Here is a 15,272-nt window from a genome sequence, read left to right as displayed (position 1 = left end):
CGTGTAGTTCCTTTGTTTAAATGGGAAGGGAGCATGGAATCATGTGACGCACGGCCTTGATCAGCTCGTGATCGTGGCGAAAATGGGCGTCAGCCATGGCATCGGCACGCCCGTACGCGATCCAGTCCCAGCCATCGGCACTTGCGCGTAAAGCAGGGGCTGGTCTTGGATGGGCGCAGCCCTTGGCGCAGCCGCTGACATGCAAGCGGCCGCCAGACGGCACATGAGGCGCCAGCGACAAGGCCAGAGGCAGCGTCGGCCTCAGGGCTTGCGCACAGCCTGGCGCACCAACGCATGCGGCTACGCGCAACCGAGGATCAGCGGGATCAGTGATCCAATCCTCATCTGCTGGCGCACACCGATGCGTCTCTAGCAACACCGCGCGCCACGGAGTCAAACGCAAAGGCGCCAAACGGGCAAGACGCGCCCATGCGGCCGCGCTCAGCCTGCCAAGCGGCGCACCCACCCAGGCCATCGTCTCATGCGTCTGCCGCATCCATGGATGACTGCCCCAACGCACCCCGACTGACTCTGGTGCCGGCACGTGTTGCCAGCGCGGCGGCAAGCCCCCCGCTGCAACTTTGGCCGCCATGCGCTGAGGCGCCTGCGGACTCTGCGCCGTCTCGGCAAACCAGGCGGCCAGCGCCAATGCCTCGTCGGCCGCCTGCGCCAGCGGCACCGCCGCGCCGCGTAAAGCGCCGTCGGCTCGCACCACGACGCGCTCATCATCCAGCGGCTCGATGCGCACATCGGCGCTGGCTGCACGCAAACAGGGGGCTTCACCCAAATCCACCGCAAAACCGAATTTGGGCGGCAGTGTCGGCGCCCCCGGTTGGCGCAAGCGATCGAGCAAAGACCGCGCCACGCTGTGCGTGGCATCTCCAGGGCGCCACCACGGCTGCACCAACACATTGCGCCGCGCCTCCTGCTCGGCGTTGTCGTCCAGCAAGCCCAACTCAGACAAGCCGCGCAACAATGTGTCGTGCTGCGCCGGCTGCACCCCGCGCCACTGCAAATGCGCGCGTTGAGTCAACTCGATCACGCCAAGACCATGCGCACGCATCAGCGCTGCCAGCCCCTCGGCCTGTTCGCGTGACAGCCTGCCCAGCGGCACGCGAATGCGCAACACCCAACCGTCGCCGGATGGCATCGGTCGCCACGCGCCTGGACACCAGCCACGCCGCGAGACCGACGTCTCAGCCGCCGCAGACGAGGCCACCTCAATCATCATGCCGCTGCCTCCACCGAACGGGAGATGGCCTCTTTCTGATAATGCGGACTCAACGCCACCGTCGGTCCGATGATCAGCAACCCCGGTTGCGGGCCATAAGGGGGAGCATGTCGAACGAGCTCTTGTAGCGGCCAGGCCAAGACAGTCTGACCAGGGCGCGTGCCATCCATCACCAACGCCGCTGGCGTATCCGCCGGCAGACCGTTCGCGACCAAACCCTCGGCAATCAGCGCCAGCCGCTCCACCCCCATGTAAAACACCAGCGTTTGCCCAGGGCGGGCCAGCGCCTTCCAATCGTAAGCCGCAGCCATACCGGCCAGATGGCCCGGAAGGAACACGCATTGGCTGGCCAGCTCCCGGTGCGTCAGCGCGATACCGGCAGCAGCCCCGCACCCTTGCGCAGCGCTGATGCCGGGCACCACCTCGAATGGCACCGCAGCTGCCTGCAGCGCTTGCATTTCCTCGCCACCCCGACCAAAAATGAACGGATCACCACCCTTGAGGCGCACGACGCGCCGGCCTGCGCGAGCGTGGGCCACCATCAGCGCGTGAATGTCTTGTTGTGGCACGGTGTGCCTCCCGCGCGCCTTGCCCACATCCAAGCGCAGCGCCTGCGCAGGAATCTGGGCCAAGATATCAGGCCCGATCAGGCGGTCGTGGATCACCACCTGAGCCCGGCGCAGCCGGTCCAGGGCCCGCAGCGTCATCAAGTCCAGCGGCCCCGGACCAGCTCCGACGATGGACACCCAGCCCGAAGCCGCTGCAGCCTGGGCTTCAGCCGACATGGTAGAGGCGACGCTGCACGGCCACACTGTTCTTCAAGCCATGCAGCAACTTGGCCAGAGCCAGCACAGCCAAATCGATCAAGGGCTCAGCGACGATCACCACGACGTACGCTGCCCCGAAAGCGCCGATATTGGCCAGGTTATCGGCCTCGACGCCATGCCCATAGAGGGCCCAAAACGCGACCCAAGCGACGATACCTCCCTGATAGGCCAAGGACAACTTGAAGGCCTGCGCGTAACGAATATCCACATAAGCCACCTGCTGCGGAATGACGCGCCGCGCCAGCGCCGCAGTGGCATACAGCGGCACCAACAACGTGGTAACGTTCATGCCATATTGCGGCAGATCGGTGGGGGCAAAAAACAAGCCTTGGATCAGCAGTCCGGCCGCCAAGCCGATGGCTGCTGGCGCAACGCCAAAGAGCAATAGCAGCGTGGTGCCGAGAATCAAATGCACCTCCGACACCCCGACAGGCTTGGTGGGCAACACCTCAAAAAAGCCAAACACCAACAAAGTGGTCAACAAAGATCGCAACACCAAGGGCAAAGCGCCTTCCTGGCGCAACATATCCCATGCCAGCTTGACACCCCACGCCACAGCCCCTGTGCCTGTGGCATACCCCAAAATCATCTTGCTGCCTTCTACCACTCCAGGTTCAATGTGCATGTCACTCCTCCTTCAGATATGCGCGCCTGAATCGGCGCCGGTTGAACAAACATTGACGACATTTGGGTGCGCAGCCTGCCACCGAGGCAAAACCACCCAACCGGGCATCCCATTCGGTCGGTACCAAGCAGTCAAGGCCTGCACGGAAATCCGATGTTCAAAGACCGCTTCCAGCGCCCGGTGGGTCGAAGCCGCCGTGGCTGACCCCTGATGGCGCAAGCCGCCCTCAGCCAGGATGATCAGTTCGTCGGCATGCAATGCCACATTGAGCTCATGCAGCACGCTGACCACGGTTCGCCCCTGCGCCACCAGTTCGCGCACCAACGCGAGCCAATCGGCCTGATGGGGTGGATCGAGGTTGGCCAGCGGCTCGTCCATCAACAGCACCTGCGCCTGTACCGCCAGCAGCCGCGCCAGCAGCACACGCTGGCGCTCCCCACCCGACAGGGCGCCAAAAGGCCGGTCACGCCAGTCCCAGGCGTGGGTTTGACGCAAAGCCGCTTCCACGGCCGCGTGATCGGCGGGGCTCGGTGGGGCGATCCAGCCCTGGTGCGGCAGACGCCCCAGCATTGCCACGTCGCGCACGGTCAGGTCATCGGCTCCCATGTCTGAGGCCCCGCCTTGGGCTAGCCAGGCGAGCGTGCGGGCCCGCTCCTTGTGAGGCCAGTCGGTCAGCGAGCGGCCCAGCAGCCGCACCTGCCCCTGATACGGCAACAAACCGGCCAACGCCCGCAAGAGCGTGGATTTGCCAGCCCCATTGGGGCCGACGATGCTGATCCAGCGGCCGGCCCCTATGGCCAGGTCCAGCCCTTTGAGGACCAGCCGGCCCGCACGCCCCCCGCCGAGTTCCACGGTGAGTCCGTGCGCCGTGAGGCAGGGGGTTGTGTGGGGAGTGTTCATCGTGCAAGACGTCATGCGGTCCGGCGATGCATCAGCCACAACAAATAGCCGCCCCCGAGCACGGCCGTCAGCACGCCGACCGGGATTTCCTGGGGTGCCAACAGCCCACGCGCCAGCAAGTCGGCCGCCAGCAGCAACAGCCCGCCCATGAGGCTGGACAAGCCCACGAGGCGGGCATGGGTGGTCTTGACGATCGAGCGCACCAGATGCGGCGCCGCCAAGCCCACAAAGGCAATCAAGCCGGTCTGGGCCACGGCGGTGCCCGTGGCCAGGGCAATCACCGCCACCAGCGCCACCCGCAGCGGTGCCAGCGGCAAGCCCAGGCTTTGCGCCGTGGCCTCGCCCAGGCTCAGGCCATCGAGCACTTTGGCCAAAGACCAGGCGACTGCCACGCACACCGCCCCGACCGACATCATGATCGCCCATGAGGACCAGCCCACGAACCCGGTCGAGCCCAACATGAAAGCCTGCATGGCCTGCAACACGTCGGGCGCCATCAGGGTCACCAAAGACGTGAGCGCCCCCAGCACCATGCCCACCACCACACCGGCCAGCAGCAGGCGAAAGGTGTGCTGAACGCCGCGGGCCAGCGCCAGCGTGAGCAGCACCGCCGCCACCGCGCCCACGAAGGCCGCGCCGGTCAGCCCCAGCCGCACCACCCAGGCCGCCGCAAAAGGCGACACCCCCAGACCCGCCAGCGTGACGGCCACCGCCAGCGACGCCCCCGAAGCACTGCCCAGCAAAAACGGATCGGCCAAAGGATTGCGGAACAGCCCTTGCGCCACCGCGCCCGCCAGGCCAAGCAAAGCGCCCGCCGCCCAGGCCCCCAGGGTTCGCGGCGCGCGAATGTCCCACACGATCTGGGCCGCCACCGGGTCGGCCAGCATCGCCCAGACAGACTCCACCCCCGTGCTGCCCACGCCCAGCCCCAGCACGATGAGCACCGCAGCCGCCCCGACCAGCCCCCCGGCCAAGGCCAGCCAACGCGGGGGCGAGGCGCCGAATCGCCACCGGGGATCTGACACCGAGGAAGACAGCGGACGGCTCATGGCTGCACATGCTTTCTCAGACAGTCGGCCAGCAAGCGGGCGCCTTCGGCCATGCGCGGGCCGGGCCGGATGATGGTGTCGGCCTCTTCATGGCTGAACACGCACAGCCGCCCTTCGCTCACCGCGCGAATACGCTTCCAGCCTGGGCGATCCGTCATCCCGTCGGCATTGCGCGCCCCCACCATGATCACGTCTGGATTGGCCCGCACCACAAACTCCGGATTGAGCTTGGGAAAAGGCCCCAATGCCGCAGGAACGATGTTCTGCGCGCCGAGCCGCGCCAGCGTCTCTCCGATGAACGAGGCGGCCCCGGCCGCATAAGGCGCGCGATTGACCTCGAAATACACACGGGTGCGCCGCACCTCGGGGGGCAAGGACTGCGCAGCCGCCGACACCGCGGCATCGATGTGGCGCCAGAGGCGGCCGGCCTCCTGCGGCGGCAGCCCGAGCACCTGGGCGACTGTGCCCATGACGCGCTGCACGTCGGCATGGGTCTTGGGCTCCAGCGCCACCACCTTCAGGCCCAGCGCTTCCAGGCGCTCGCTGCCCCGGCTCGACAAGGCCACCAGCACCACATCCGGCCGCAGGGCCACAATGGCTTCGATGTTCGGATCGATGCCGCCCCCCACCCTGGGCAGCGACTCGATGGCCGAGGGCCAGTTGGAATACCGGTCAACCCCCACGAGCCGATGACACTGCTGAAGCTCGCACACGGTTTCGGTCAGCGACGGCAAGATGGTCACGATGCGTTGCGGCGGCGCAGGCAAGGTGATCGTGCGTCCGCGGTCATCCGTGACCGTGACCGGCTGCGCGGCCGCCAGTGCGCACACGCCCCAGGCCAGTACGGCCAGCCATCCCGCCATCCAGCCTTTGACCGTCATGACGCACCCCCTCTGACCACCAGCGGGCAACCCGCCACCATCAGCGTGACACGCTCAGCCACCGCGGCCACGCGCTGATTGAGCCGCCCGAGCGCATCGACGAATCGACGCACCGGGGGCCCCAGGGGAATGACCCCCAGGCCAATCTCGTTGCTCACCACCACCACCGGCCCGGACGCGGCCGCCAAGGCTGCGCACACGTCCTCCCCCGCGCTGTCCGGGTCTGGCAGCGGCGTCCAGCCGGGCGGGGGCATCAGCACTTGGGTCAGCCACAGCGTCAGACAATCCACCACCACCAGCGTATCCGGGGCGCTTTCTCGGCGCACCGCTTCGGCCAACGCACGCGGCTCCTCCCGCGTCAGCAGCCCTGGCACCCGGGCGGCGCGCTCCTGCCGATGCCGGGCGATGCGCGCACGCATCTCATCGTCGCACGCCAGCCCCGTGGCGATCAACACCGCCCGGCGCCCGGCACCGGCAGCCAGCCAGTCGCGCGCGCGCTCTTCGGCCAGACGCGACTTGCCGCTTTTCTGGCCCCCAAGAATGAATTCACAACGCGGCGCTTCAGCCATGCAACCTCCGCCACTGCTGGATCAGCCGGTGCAACTGTTCCACGCCGTCGGTCAGCGCGGCCGGGCCAGGCTGAAGAATGTCGGCCGACTTGATTTCGAAAAGTTGCCCATCGCGCACGGCCGGCACGTCGGCCCAGCCAGGACGCGCAGCCACCTTTTCCGGGCGAAACTTCTTGCCACACCACGAGCCAATGACCATGTCGGGGGCACGGCGCACGATCTCGGCCCCATCGGCAATGACGCGGTCCTTACCCAGCGCTTGCACGGCCAGCTCGGGGAAGATATCCACGCCCCCGGCCACGCCGACCAGTTCCGACACCCAGCGAATGCCGCTGATGTGGGGATCGTCCCATTCCTCGAAAAACACCCGGGGCCGCCGCCGGCCTTCGGCGTCGAGCGCGGCGGCGGCTTGAGCGATCTCGGCCAGCCGCTGGCGCATCGCCCCGATACGGGCCAGCCCCTCTTCGGCGCAGCCCACCATGGCCGCCACCTGATACAGCATGCCGAAAATGCCCTCCACGCTGCGTTGGTTGAACACCGTGACCTGCACGCCGGCACGGATCAGCGCCGCGGCGATATCGGCCTGCAAATCCGAAAAGCCGAACACGCAATCCGGCTCCAACGCCAGAATCCTGTCGATCTTGGCACTCAGAAAAGCGCTGACCTTGGGCTTTTCCTCCCGCGCCCGGCGTGGACGCACCGTGTAGCCGCTGATGCCCACGATGCGGTGCGATTGCCCGAGCAGGTAGAGCCACTCGGTGGTTTCTTCCGTCAGGCAGACGATGCGCTGGGGGCCTGGCTGGGTCATGCGGCCTCCGCCGAGAACAGGGCTGCCGTGGCCGCCGGGCTGGACGCAAACCACGCATGGAAGTAGCTGGCACGCAGAGCACCACGCCGATACACCCTTTCTGGCTGGCCGAAGGAGCTGACCGGCTCGGTTTGCGCATCGGCCGGCCAGGCCGTGGCCACGGTGGAGTGGTGAAAGGTATGCCCGCGCAGCACGCCGCGCGGGGTGCGCCACTGCTGCGGCCCCAGCGCGGCCAGCCGCCCCTGCATGGTCACTTCGCCGGGCAGCAGCCCCCACATCGGCCAGCGCCGGCCATCGGTGTGGGTGATGCCATCGAACAGCAGCATCATGCCTCCACATTCGGCCCACACGGCCCGCCCGGCGGACACATGGGCCGTCAGGCTCTCGCGCGTGCGCCGGTTGCGCGTCAGCGTTGCGGCATGCAGCTCCGGATAGCCGCCTGGCAACCACACCGCATCGCAACCGTCGGGCAAGGGCTCGTCGGCCAGTGGCGAGAAGTACGCCACCCTCGCCCCCAACGCTTCCAAAACGCGCAGGTTGGCCGGATAGATGAAGCAGAAAGCGGCATCACGCGCCACGGCCACGGTGCGCCCGGCCAGCAGTGGCTCAGGGGCGGCATCGGCCACGGGCGCGAAGTCCACCGCCCAGCGCTGCCAGCCGGCGCGGTCCAGCAGGCCCAGCGGCGTGCTGGCCAGCGCATCGGCCCAGGCGTCGAGCCGCTCATTGGCGTCTGGCAACTCGCTGGCCACCGTCAGCCCCAAATGACGCTCGGGCAATGCCCACCTGGCCTCACGCGGCAAGGCGCCCAGCCAGCCAGCGTCCAAGTCGCTGGCAGCGGCACCGTCCGCAGCCGCGCCGCACACCGCTTGCCGAAGCATCCGGGCATGGCCTTCACTGCCCACCCGGTTGGCGAGCACGCCCGCCCAGGGCAGGCCCGGACGGTAATGGCGCAAGCCATGCACGATGGCACCGAAGGTGCCGGCCATCGCCGCCGCATCGATCACCGCCAGCACCGCGATGCCGAAACGGCTGGCCAGATCGGCGGCGCTGGGCTGGCCGTCGAACAGCCCCATCACCCCCTCGATGAGCAGCACGTCATGGGCCAAGGCCGCCTGGTACAGGCGCTGCCGCACGTCGGCTTCACCGTTGATCCACAGATCCAGGTTGTCCACCTCGGCGCCGCACGCCAGCGCGTGCCAGTGCGGATCCAAAAAATCGGGCCCACACTTGAACACCCCCACCCGCCAGCCACGCCGCGTCAACAGACGCGCCAGCGCAGCGGTCACGGTGGTCTTGCCCTGCCCCGAGGCCGGAGCGGCAATCAACAAAGCGGGGCAACGGGCGGGGGTGTTCGGCATCGGCTCAGTCGTTCCAGTTCAGCGAGACGAAAAAATTGCGCCCCGGCGTGGTGAACCCGTTGGCCAGCGAGTAGGTCTTGTCCGTCAGGTTGTTCAGCCGCGCCTGCAGGCTCAGGTTCGGGCGGATGTGATAAGTGGCCCCCACATTCAACACCCCGTAGCCCGGCAGCGTCACCCGTCCCGGCCATTGGGTATCCTCGCGGTCGCTGGACAAGCGCAGCTCGGCATAAGACTGCCAGGGCCCCTGCCGATGGCTGACCTGGGTGCGCAACACGTGGCGGGCCACCCGCACCACACGGTCATTGCTGGGCTTGAGGCGCGGATCGGCATGGTCATAGGACACAGACAGCGCCGTCGCGCCCCAGGATTGGTCCCACGTCAGCGTCACGCCCTCTAGCACGGCCAAGTTGGACTGCACATTGGTCGAAGGGGTGATGAAGCCTTGGACCCGGTTGCGGTACAGCACGGCGCTGGCCCGGGTGGCCCCCTGCTGATAGCGCAAGCCCACCTCATGCGCCCGGCCTTTCTGCGGCGTCAGCTCGGGGTTGCCAAAGCCGGGGAAGTACAACTGGTTGAAGCTGGGCGCTTGGAAGGTCGTCCCCATGCTGCCCACCAACCGCAACGACGGGCTGAGCTTGTAGCCCGCCGACAGCGCCCAGGTGTTGAAGCTGCCGAACTGGGAGTTGCGGTCATGCCGCACGGTGGCCAACCCATCCCAATCTTGCCCTTTCATCGCGTACGAGGCCGCCAGCCCCCGCACGGTGCGTGACGACACCGTGTAAAGGGTCGTGCTGTCCACCTCGTCCTCACGCTGCTCGGCAATCAGGCTCAGCGTGTCGCGCCCCCAGCGAATGTCGTTTTGCCAGACGAGTTGGGTGCGGGTGGTGTTGAAGCGGCTCGCGCCGGCGGGCGCCCCGTCGGCGATGCGCCAGTAGCGGTTGACCGAAACGTCCTGGGAGCGTCCGTACGTCAAGGTCGATGTCCAGTCGGCGGTCCAGTCGGCCGTCCATTTCAGCACTTGCTGCTCCAGCCGAGGGTGCGCCACGGCCCGGGCGGTGGCGGCGTTCAGGCTGAGGGGATTGGGCGATGGCGCGCCGTCGAAATCGTACTCGCCGTCGCTGAACAGCACTTGAGCCGACACCGCATGCCGGGCATTGACCCGGTAGCGCAGGCTGGCATCGAGGCTGGAGAACTCGAACCCATCGGTATCGGGGTTGAAGCCGGAAGCGCCCGGCAGCTTGACGTTGATACCCTTGGCCCGCTCATGGCTGGCCCCCAGGCTGTACCCCCAGTCGCCGGTCTGCCCTTGCAACGAGGCGCCCAGCTTGCGCTGCCCATCCGTTCCCGCTCCCACGGTGGCCGAACGCATCAGCCCGTCCTGGGGCTCGCGGGTGAATACCTGAATCACGCCGCCGACTGCATCGGGACCGTACAGTGCCGCCGCCGCGCCACGCAGCACCTCGACGCGCTCGATCCGGTCCAGCGGCAGGTTTTCCAGGGAGTAGCCACCGGACGTGGCAGAACCCACGCGCACCCCGTTGATCAGCAAAATGGTTTGGGACGAGGTGGCCCCACGCAGAAACACCCCCGAATTGGAGCGGTAACTGCCGTTGGCAGTCACCTGCACGCCCGGCAGATTCGCCAGCACATCGATGAGCGACTGCATCCCGGCCTGTTCGAGTTGCGCCCGGTCGATGATCGACACATCGGCCAGCAGATCCGTCAGCGGCGTGGCCACCCGCGTCGCCGTCACCACCACCGTTTCCATCTGCGCCGTCTCGGCCGACGCAGGCACGATCACCCCCGCCCACCCAGCCAGAATGGCCGCAGGCACGCACGCCACACGGGCGCTGTCTACAGAAATACGCATGACAACAAACAATGCTTGTCACCCTCACCGCCTTCCCCGACAGTGCATGGGCATCACGGCCCCGCGTTGCACGCAGAGCCACCTCGTTGGCCGGTATCCGGGCTGGTGGAAACAACCTTCACCGCCTTCCCGAAAGCCAGGGGCTTTCAGTGGCGAGGTGGGCGAAAGCGAGGTCACCCCAGGGAGCAACCTGTCCACTTACCGTTGCGGGGGCAGCGCTGGTTAACGCGCGACTGGCCACAGCCACGCGCCTCCAGCTTCCCGTTTAACCGCTGCCCAGGAACCGGGCAGCGAGCACCAACATCCTGCATTCTAGCCGGCCTGTGCCGGCGGCTCTACAATGTGGAGCAAATGCCTCTGCAGATCTACATCGACCAGCTATCCGAGCGCGTGGACCGGTTGCTGCTCCGCCACGAGGAGTTGCAGCGGGTCAACCAGTTGTTGCAGCAGCAGGTGGAGACCCTGCGGTCAGAGCGCGATCAATTGCGCCAGCAGTGCCATGCGGCCCGCCAGCGCCTGGACGCCCTGCTGGCTCAACTTCCCGCCGAATCCCAGGAGCCCGAGGCATGAACAAGCCAGGCATCAAGCAAGTCGAAGTCCAGATCATGAGCCAGAGCTACATGCTGGCTTGCCCGGTCGATGGCGAAGAGGCGCTGCGCGAGGCCGTGGCCAAGGTCGATGGCGCCATGTGCCGCATCCGCGATGCCGGCAAGGTCAAGGCGCGAGACCGCATCGCCGTGCTGGCTGCGCTGAACATTGCCTTTGAACTGTTCCAGAAAGACGCGGGCGCCTTTCGGAATTCCTCATTTGGGCAAACCGAATCCGGGGAAACCGAGGAATCTGCGCGGCTGGCCGAGCAGGAGGCCCAACTGCAAGCCCTGCTGCAACGCCTCGATGCCGCCCTCGCGCCGGACGGACGGTTGTTCTGAGCGGTCCTCGCTGCCAGGCGACGTACTACAATCGGGGCGTCTGCCGTTGGAGTCGGGCTTTATATTTCCTTGAACCAATGCTCATTGAGCCCGGGCTTGGTACATCGCGCAGTGGGTGTGATCGTCTCGCGTCAGACGAACCCGAAGCTGCGCTGCCCTCGCCCACCTGAACCCCCACGTTCAGGATGACGGTCCGGCACAACGGCGGACACCTTTCCCCTACCTCTCCCCCTCTTGCATGTTGGATCTCCTGCTGGTGGCCCAGTTGCTGGCCTTGGGCATGTTCACGGGCTTTCTGGCGGGCCTGCTCGGCATCGGCGGCGGCATGCTGATGGTGCCTTTCATCACCGTGATCGTCACCGCGCAAGGGGTGTCTGCCGATCTGGCGGTCAAGGTCGCCATCGCGACCTCCATGGCCACGATCGTCTTCACGTCGCTGTCCAGCGTCCGGGCGCATCACCGCCGTGGCGCCGTGCGCTGGGATATCGTCGCGCGCCTGGCCCCGGGCATCGTGGCCGGCGCGGCACTGGCCAGCCTGGGCGTGTTTGCCGTGCTGGGCGGCCGCTGGCTGGCGCTGGTGTTCGCAGGTTTCGTGGCGTTTTCAGGTACCCAGATGCTGCTGGACCGCAAGCCCCGCCCCAGCCGCACGCTGCCGGGCACGCCGGGGCAGTTCGCTGCCGGGGGCGTGATCGGTTTCCTGTCCGGGCTGGTGGGCGCCGGTGGCGGCTTCGTGAGCGTGCCCTTCCTGACGTGGTGCAACGTGGCCATGCACCAGGCCGTGGCCACCAGCGCGGCCTTGGGCTTTCCGATTGCGTTGGCCAATGCGGCGGGCTACATCGTCTCCGGCAGCGGCGTACCGGGGTTGCCTGCCGGCTCCATCGGCTACATCTATCTGCCGGCGTTGCTGGTCATCTCCACGGCCAGCGTGCTGACCGCGCCGCTGGGCGTGCGGGCCGCTCACGCCCTGCCCGTCAAACCGCTGAAACGGCTGTTTGCCCTGATCCTGTATGCGTTGGCCGGCTTCATGCTGTACAAAGGCCTGACGGCCTGAGTCCCGCGCCTGCCCGCCAAAGGTCTTGCGCCCCGCACTTGAGCCGTGGCATTCAGGGGTGGATCGGTGTCCGGCTGATGACGATGCCGTCTTCGTCGGCGTACAGCCATTCGCCGGGGCGCACGGGCACGCCCTGGATCCAGACCGGCACGTCGCTGAGCCCCTGCTGACGCTTTTCGGTAGGCAGCGGCATGGCCGCCAGAGCACGGATGCCCACGTCGCAGGCACGCAGTTCGGCCACGTCGCGCACGCAGCCGTCCACCACCACGCCGGCCCAGCCATGCCGGGCCGCTGCCGCCGCCAGATTGCCCCCGACCAACGCCCGCCGCAACGAGCCGCCACCGTCCACCACCAGCACACGCCCGAGCCCGGGGGACTCGACGGCGGCTTTCACCAGGGAGTTGTCTTCATGGCACTTGACCGTGGCCACCGGGCCGGCAAACGCCTGTCGCCCGCCGAAATCCCGAAACACCGGGGGCAGTACCCGAAAGTCTCCGCTCAGATCGTTCTTGTACGCATCGCACAAATCGCAAGTGGCAAATTTCACGGTCATCCTCATCGTGACAGCCCCGAGACAGGCCGATTTCCAGCCGATGATAGCCGAGCAGCCTGGCCGGTTGCTTTCAAGAGGCTGACACCGCTTGCGCTGAATGTCGCGCACGTTCATCACCCCCTAGGAAAAACCCATGCCCCCCGAAAAAAACCCTTTGCCTCTCTATGAAACCGGGAACTTTGCGTATAGGATGACCACCGTTCGTGGCCGGTGTTGGATACACCCCATGACATGACTCAAACCCACAGAAGGACTTGACACATGGCAACTGCGAAAAAAGCTCCTGCTGCTAAAGCTGCGCCGGCCAAGCGCACGCCCAACGCCGCTTTCATGAAACCCATGACCCCGAGCCCCACGCTGGCCGCCGTCATCGGCAGCAAGCCCATGCCCCGCACGGAGGTGACCAAGAAGGTCTGGGAGTACATCAAGAAGAACAAGCTGCAGGACGCCACCAACAAGCGCATGATCAACGCCGACGCGAAGCTCAAAGACATTTTCAAGAAGCCGCAGGTCTCGATGTTCGAGATGACCAAACTGATCAGCGGCCACCTGTCCTGATTCAGCCGCGTCACGTTGCCCACATGGCCCCGTTCGGGGCCATGTGCGTTTGTGATGCGCGTTTGGGGTCTGGCCCTTCAGCGTTCTTGCAGGCGCTGCGCCAGTTGCGCCACGTCATGGCGCTCGATGGTGTAGCCCAAGCCGGTGTAATGGCGCCAACGCTGCCGGGCCGCCGCCTTGAGGGCATCGTCTTCGGGCACGACCTCGATGAGCCGTTGAAAGCCTTCAAACCCGGGCGGCACGGCCGGCAACAGGTTCACCAGCACCGAAACGCCGGACCCGGGCTCAGGCATGGCCCCGTCCGACAGGACCACGGCCGCGCGCTGCCACTGCGCAGGCGGCACGATGCCGCACACCGCGTGCGGGATGAAGTCCTCGGCCGAAAACGTCCACAAGGCGTCATCCAAGGGGCGAAGCAGGTCTTGCGGCAGCAGCACCCAACTGCGCAGGCCAGCGAGCGAGGCTTTGCGCAACAGGCGGCACAGATAAGCCTGTGGCGACGCCGGCACATTGAAGTGAAAGGCGATGGCCGGGGACATGGCTGCCGACACGGTCAGCGCTTGCGAGGGGTTTTGGCCGCCGTCTTGGCCGATCGGCGCGGTTCCTGTGCCAGGCGGCTGGCCTCGTCGAGCAAATACTGCACGAGCAGCGGCACCGGCCGCCCTGTCGCTCCCTTGGCCGCCCCGCCCTTCCAAGCCACGCCAGCAATGTCCAGGTGCGCCCAGGGCGCCTCGCCCACGAACTTTTGCAGGAACTTGGCCGCCGTCACGGAACCGGCTGGCCGTCCAGCCACGTTGGCCATGTCGGCAAAGGGCGACTTCAGCCCTTCGGCGTACTCGTCGTCCAGCGGCATGCGCCAGCACGGATCGAGCGCCTGCTCGCCGGCCTGATAGAGCGCCTGCGCCAGTTCGTCGCGATTGGCGTACATGCCGGCACGCACGCCACCCAGGGCGATCACGCAAGCGCCGGTCAGCGTGGCCACGTCGATCAGCGCGCGGGGCTGGAAGCGCTGGGCGTAGGTGAGCGCGTCGCACAGGATCAAGCGCCCTTCGGCATCGGTGTTGAGGATTTCGATCGTCTGCCCGCTCATGCTGGTGACCACATCGCCGGGCTTGATGGCGCGCCCGTCCGGCATGTTTTCGCAACTGGGCACCAGCCCGACGACGTTGATGGCGGGTTGCAGCCGAGCCAGCGCGGCAAAGGTGCCCAGCACGCTGGCTGCGCCGCCCATGTCGAATTTCATCTCGTCCATCTCGGGGGCGGGTTTGAGGGAAATGCCCCCCGTGTCGAAGGTGATGCCCTTGCCCACCAACACCACCGGGACGCTCGACTTGGCCGCCCCCTGATACTTGAGCACGATGAAACGCAGCGGCTCGCTGGAGCCTTGGGCCACCGCCATGAATGCCCCCATGCCCAGCTTGGCCACCTCTTTGGGGCCCAGCACCTCGACCGACACCTTGGGCTGGCGGCCCAGTTGCCGGGCGGCCTCGGCCAGCAGGGTGGGCGTGGCATGGTTGCCGGGCCGGTTGGCCCACTCACGCGCCCATTCCACGCCGTGGGCCACCGCCACCCCCTGCTCGAAGGCCTGCCGCACCGCGCCCGCATCGGCCACGCCCACGGTCACCTTTTGCAAAGCCCGGGGCTTGGCCTGAGACTTGGTGGCGACATACCGGTAGCTGGCCTCAGAGACCGCCTGCACCGCGGCCGACACCGCAGGTGCTGCGATGTTGCCTGCCAGCAGCACCAGGCGCTTGAGGGCGTCCTGTGGCAGCGCTTTGAGCGCGGCCAGCACCGCTTTGCGCACCGCGGCGGCCGAGCCGTCGCCTGCCCGCGCCAGCGCCAGCCGGCGCGGCTGCACGCCCGGCAGCCGGTGGGCCAGCAGGCAACTGCCGGCGGCGGGCTCGATGTCCTTGTCCGCCACGGCGCCGCGGGCCCACAGCGTCAAGGGATCGTCGATGCCCCCAGCGGCCTCGTCGGCCCGGTCGGGCCACAGCAGGATGAGGGCATCGGCCGCCATGCTGGCAGCCTGGTGGGAGGTCAGGGTTTTGAGTTCGAAGTCCATA

General features: G+C 67.0%; 17 protein-coding genes, 1 other RNA gene and 1 riboswitch. Of the genes, 5 read left to right on the top strand and 13 right to left on the bottom strand.

What is annotated here, in order from left to right:
• Positions 1-16: 16 nt before the first annotated feature.
• The 10 genes from DFR43_RS05060 to DFR43_RS05015 are packed head-to-tail and all read right to left on the bottom strand — an operon-like array spanning position 17 to position 10,118.
• A complete protein-coding gene (locus DFR43_RS05060; RefSeq protein ID WP_133596259.1) occupies positions 17-1,231 on the bottom strand; it encodes a precorrin-3B synthase in 1,215 nt (404 codons plus the stop codon).
• Positions 1,228-2,016, bottom strand: a complete 789-nt coding sequence (gene cobA, locus DFR43_RS05055; RefSeq protein ID WP_133596258.1) for a uroporphyrinogen-III C-methyltransferase — start codon at positions 2,014-2,016, stop codon at positions 1,228-1,230. The genes DFR43_RS05060 and cobA overlap by 4 nt, the downstream gene beginning before the upstream one ends.
• A complete protein-coding gene (locus DFR43_RS05050; protein ID WP_133596257.1) occupies positions 2,006-2,683 on the bottom strand; it encodes an energy-coupling factor ABC transporter permease in 678 nt (225 codons plus the stop codon). The genes cobA and DFR43_RS05050 overlap by 11 nt, the downstream gene beginning before the upstream one ends.
• A gap of 12 nt (positions 2,684-2,695) precedes the next feature.
• Positions 2,696-3,583, bottom strand: a complete 888-nt coding sequence (locus tag DFR43_RS05045) for an ABC transporter ATP-binding protein (RefSeq protein ID WP_133596256.1) — start codon at positions 3,581-3,583, stop codon at positions 2,696-2,698.
• 11 nt (positions 3,584-3,594) lie between these two features.
• On the bottom strand, positions 3,595-4,632 hold the full coding sequence (locus DFR43_RS05040; protein ID WP_133596255.1) for a FecCD family ABC transporter permease: 1,038 nt from the start codon (positions 4,630-4,632) through the stop codon (positions 3,595-3,597).
• Positions 4,629-5,513 (bottom strand): ABC transporter substrate-binding protein, encoded by an 885-nt coding sequence (locus DFR43_RS05035; RefSeq protein ID WP_133596254.1) that lies wholly within the window; start codon positions 5,511-5,513, stop codon positions 4,629-4,631. The genes DFR43_RS05040 and DFR43_RS05035 overlap by 4 nt, the downstream gene beginning before the upstream one ends.
• On the bottom strand, positions 5,510-6,082 hold the full coding sequence (locus DFR43_RS05030) for a bifunctional adenosylcobinamide kinase/adenosylcobinamide-phosphate guanylyltransferase (RefSeq protein ID WP_133596253.1): 573 nt from the start codon (positions 6,080-6,082) through the stop codon (positions 5,510-5,512). The genes DFR43_RS05035 and DFR43_RS05030 overlap by 4 nt, the downstream gene beginning before the upstream one ends.
• Positions 6,075-6,890, bottom strand: coding sequence for an ABC transporter substrate-binding protein (locus DFR43_RS05025; RefSeq protein WP_133596252.1), 816 nt, complete (start codon positions 6,888-6,890; stop codon positions 6,075-6,077). Before DFR43_RS05025 ends, DFR43_RS05030 begins: the two co-directional genes overlap by 8 nt.
• Positions 6,887-8,248, bottom strand: a complete 1,362-nt coding sequence (locus DFR43_RS05020; RefSeq protein WP_133596251.1) for a cobyrinic acid a,c-diamide synthase CobB — start codon at positions 8,246-8,248, stop codon at positions 6,887-6,889. The genes DFR43_RS05025 and DFR43_RS05020 overlap by 4 nt, the downstream gene beginning before the upstream one ends.
• Before the next feature lie 4 nt (positions 8,249-8,252).
• Positions 8,253-10,118 carry a TonB-dependent receptor plug domain-containing protein gene (locus tag DFR43_RS05015; protein ID WP_133596250.1) on the bottom strand — a complete coding sequence of 622 codons (1,866 nt, stop codon included), beginning with the start codon at positions 10,116-10,118 and terminating at the stop codon, positions 8,253-8,255.
• Between the two features lie 71 nt (positions 10,119-10,189).
• Positions 10,190-10,435, bottom strand: a riboswitch (cobalamin riboswitch).
• A 34-nt stretch (positions 10,436-10,469) separates the two neighbouring features.
• Here DFR43_RS05015 and DFR43_RS05010 point away from each other — a divergent pair.
• The 4 genes from DFR43_RS05010 to DFR43_RS05000 all read left to right on the top strand — a co-directional run bounded on the left by DFR43_RS05010 (position 10,470) and on the right by DFR43_RS05000 (position 12,098).
• Positions 10,470-10,688, top strand: coding sequence for a cell division protein ZapB (locus DFR43_RS05010; RefSeq protein WP_133596249.1), 219 nt, complete (start codon positions 10,470-10,472; stop codon positions 10,686-10,688).
• Between the two features lie 11 nt (positions 10,689-10,699).
• Positions 10,700-11,047, top strand: a complete 348-nt coding sequence (locus tag DFR43_RS05005) for a cell division protein ZapA (protein WP_133596353.1) — start codon at positions 10,700-10,702, stop codon at positions 11,045-11,047.
• A gap of 34 nt (positions 11,048-11,081) precedes the next feature.
• Positions 11,082-11,262, top strand: a non-coding RNA gene (gene ssrS / locus DFR43_RS13965) — 6S RNA.
• A gap of 23 nt (positions 11,263-11,285) precedes the next feature.
• Positions 11,286-12,098: a sulfite exporter TauE/SafE family protein gene (locus tag DFR43_RS05000; protein ID WP_133596248.1), complete on the top strand. Its 813-nt coding sequence runs from the start codon at positions 11,286-11,288 to the stop codon at positions 12,096-12,098.
• Between the two features lie 52 nt (positions 12,099-12,150).
• On the opposite strand, the gene rraA is transcribed toward DFR43_RS05000, so the two are convergent.
• Positions 12,151-12,651, bottom strand: a complete 501-nt coding sequence (gene rraA / locus DFR43_RS04995) for a ribonuclease E activity regulator RraA (protein WP_133596247.1) — start codon at positions 12,649-12,651, stop codon at positions 12,151-12,153.
• Between the two features lie 261 nt (positions 12,652-12,912).
• Here rraA and DFR43_RS04990 point away from each other — a divergent pair, with 261 nt between their 5' ends.
• Positions 12,913-13,209 carry an SWIB/MDM2 domain-containing protein gene (locus tag DFR43_RS04990; protein WP_133596246.1) on the top strand — a complete coding sequence of 99 codons (297 nt, stop codon included), beginning with the start codon at positions 12,913-12,915 and terminating at the stop codon, positions 13,207-13,209.
• Between the two features lie 77 nt (positions 13,210-13,286).
• Here the strand turns inward: DFR43_RS04990 and DFR43_RS04985 are convergent, their stop codons facing one another.
• Both DFR43_RS04985 and DFR43_RS04980 read right to left on the bottom strand, forming a co-directional pair.
• Positions 13,287-13,748 (bottom strand): DNA polymerase III subunit chi, encoded by a 462-nt coding sequence (locus DFR43_RS04985; RefSeq protein WP_133596245.1) that lies wholly within the window; start codon positions 13,746-13,748, stop codon positions 13,287-13,289.
• 14 nt (positions 13,749-13,762) lie between these two features.
• Positions 13,763-15,271 (bottom strand): leucyl aminopeptidase, encoded by a 1,509-nt coding sequence (locus DFR43_RS04980; protein WP_133596244.1) that lies wholly within the window; start codon positions 15,269-15,271, stop codon positions 13,763-13,765.
• Position 15,272 lies beyond the last annotated feature (1 nt).

The organism is Tepidicella xavieri (assembly GCF_004363315.1).
GTDB lineage: Bacteria > Pseudomonadota > Gammaproteobacteria > Burkholderiales > Burkholderiaceae_C > Tepidicella > Tepidicella xavieri.
Note: the sequence above shows the minus strand (reverse complement) of the source record. Positions and strands in the feature narration are given on the sequence as shown.

What these genes read in the sequence shown, in the direction of transcription:
- DFR43_RS05010 (WP_133596249.1), top strand. Translation starts at nt 10,470, where the DNA reads ATGCCTCTGCAGATCTACATCGACCAGCTATCCGAGCGCGTGGACCGG.
- DFR43_RS04990 (WP_133596246.1), top strand. Translation starts at nt 12,913, where the DNA reads ATGGCAACTGCGAAAAAAGCTCCTGCTGCTAAAGCTGCGCCGGCCAAG.
- cobA (WP_133596258.1), bottom strand. Translation starts at nt 2,016, where the DNA reads ATGTCGGCTGAAGCCCAGGCTGCAGCGGCTTCGGGCTGGGTGTCCATC.
- rraA (WP_133596247.1), bottom strand. Translation starts at nt 12,651, where the DNA reads ATGACCGTGAAATTTGCCACTTGCGATTTGTGCGATGCGTACAAGAAC.
- DFR43_RS04985 (WP_133596245.1), bottom strand. Translation starts at nt 13,748, where the DNA reads ATGTCCCCGGCCATCGCCTTTCACTTCAATGTGCCGGCGTCGCCACAG.
- DFR43_RS05030 (WP_133596253.1), bottom strand. Translation starts at nt 6,082, where the DNA reads ATGGCTGAAGCGCCGCGTTGTGAATTCATTCTTGGGGGCCAGAAAAGC.
- DFR43_RS05060 (WP_133596259.1), bottom strand. Translation starts at nt 1,231, where the DNA reads ATGATGATTGAGGTGGCCTCGTCTGCGGCGGCTGAGACGTCGGTCTCG.
- DFR43_RS05035 (WP_133596254.1), bottom strand. Translation starts at nt 5,513, where the DNA reads ATGACGGTCAAAGGCTGGATGGCGGGATGGCTGGCCGTACTGGCCTGG.
- DFR43_RS05015 (WP_133596250.1), bottom strand. Translation starts at nt 10,118, where the DNA reads ATGCGTATTTCTGTAGACAGCGCCCGTGTGGCGTGCGTGCCTGCGGCC.
- DFR43_RS05020 (WP_133596251.1), bottom strand. Translation starts at nt 8,248, where the DNA reads ATGCCGAACACCCCCGCCCGTTGCCCCGCTTTGTTGATTGCCGCTCCG.
- DFR43_RS05040 (WP_133596255.1), bottom strand. Translation starts at nt 4,632, where the DNA reads ATGAGCCGTCCGCTGTCTTCCTCGGTGTCAGATCCCCGGTGGCGATTC.
- DFR43_RS05050 (WP_133596257.1), bottom strand. Translation starts at nt 2,683, where the DNA reads ATGCACATTGAACCTGGAGTGGTAGAAGGCAGCAAGATGATTTTGGGG.
- DFR43_RS05045 (WP_133596256.1), bottom strand. Translation starts at nt 3,583, where the DNA reads ATGAACACTCCCCACACAACCCCCTGCCTCACGGCGCACGGACTCACC.
- DFR43_RS04980 (WP_133596244.1), bottom strand. Translation starts at nt 15,271, where the DNA reads ATGGACTTCGAACTCAAAACCCTGACCTCCCACCAGGCTGCCAGCATG.
- DFR43_RS05025 (WP_133596252.1), bottom strand. Translation starts at nt 6,890, where the DNA reads ATGACCCAGCCAGGCCCCCAGCGCATCGTCTGCCTGACGGAAGAAACC.
- DFR43_RS05000 (WP_133596248.1), top strand. Translation starts at nt 11,286, where the DNA reads ATGTTGGATCTCCTGCTGGTGGCCCAGTTGCTGGCCTTGGGCATGTTC.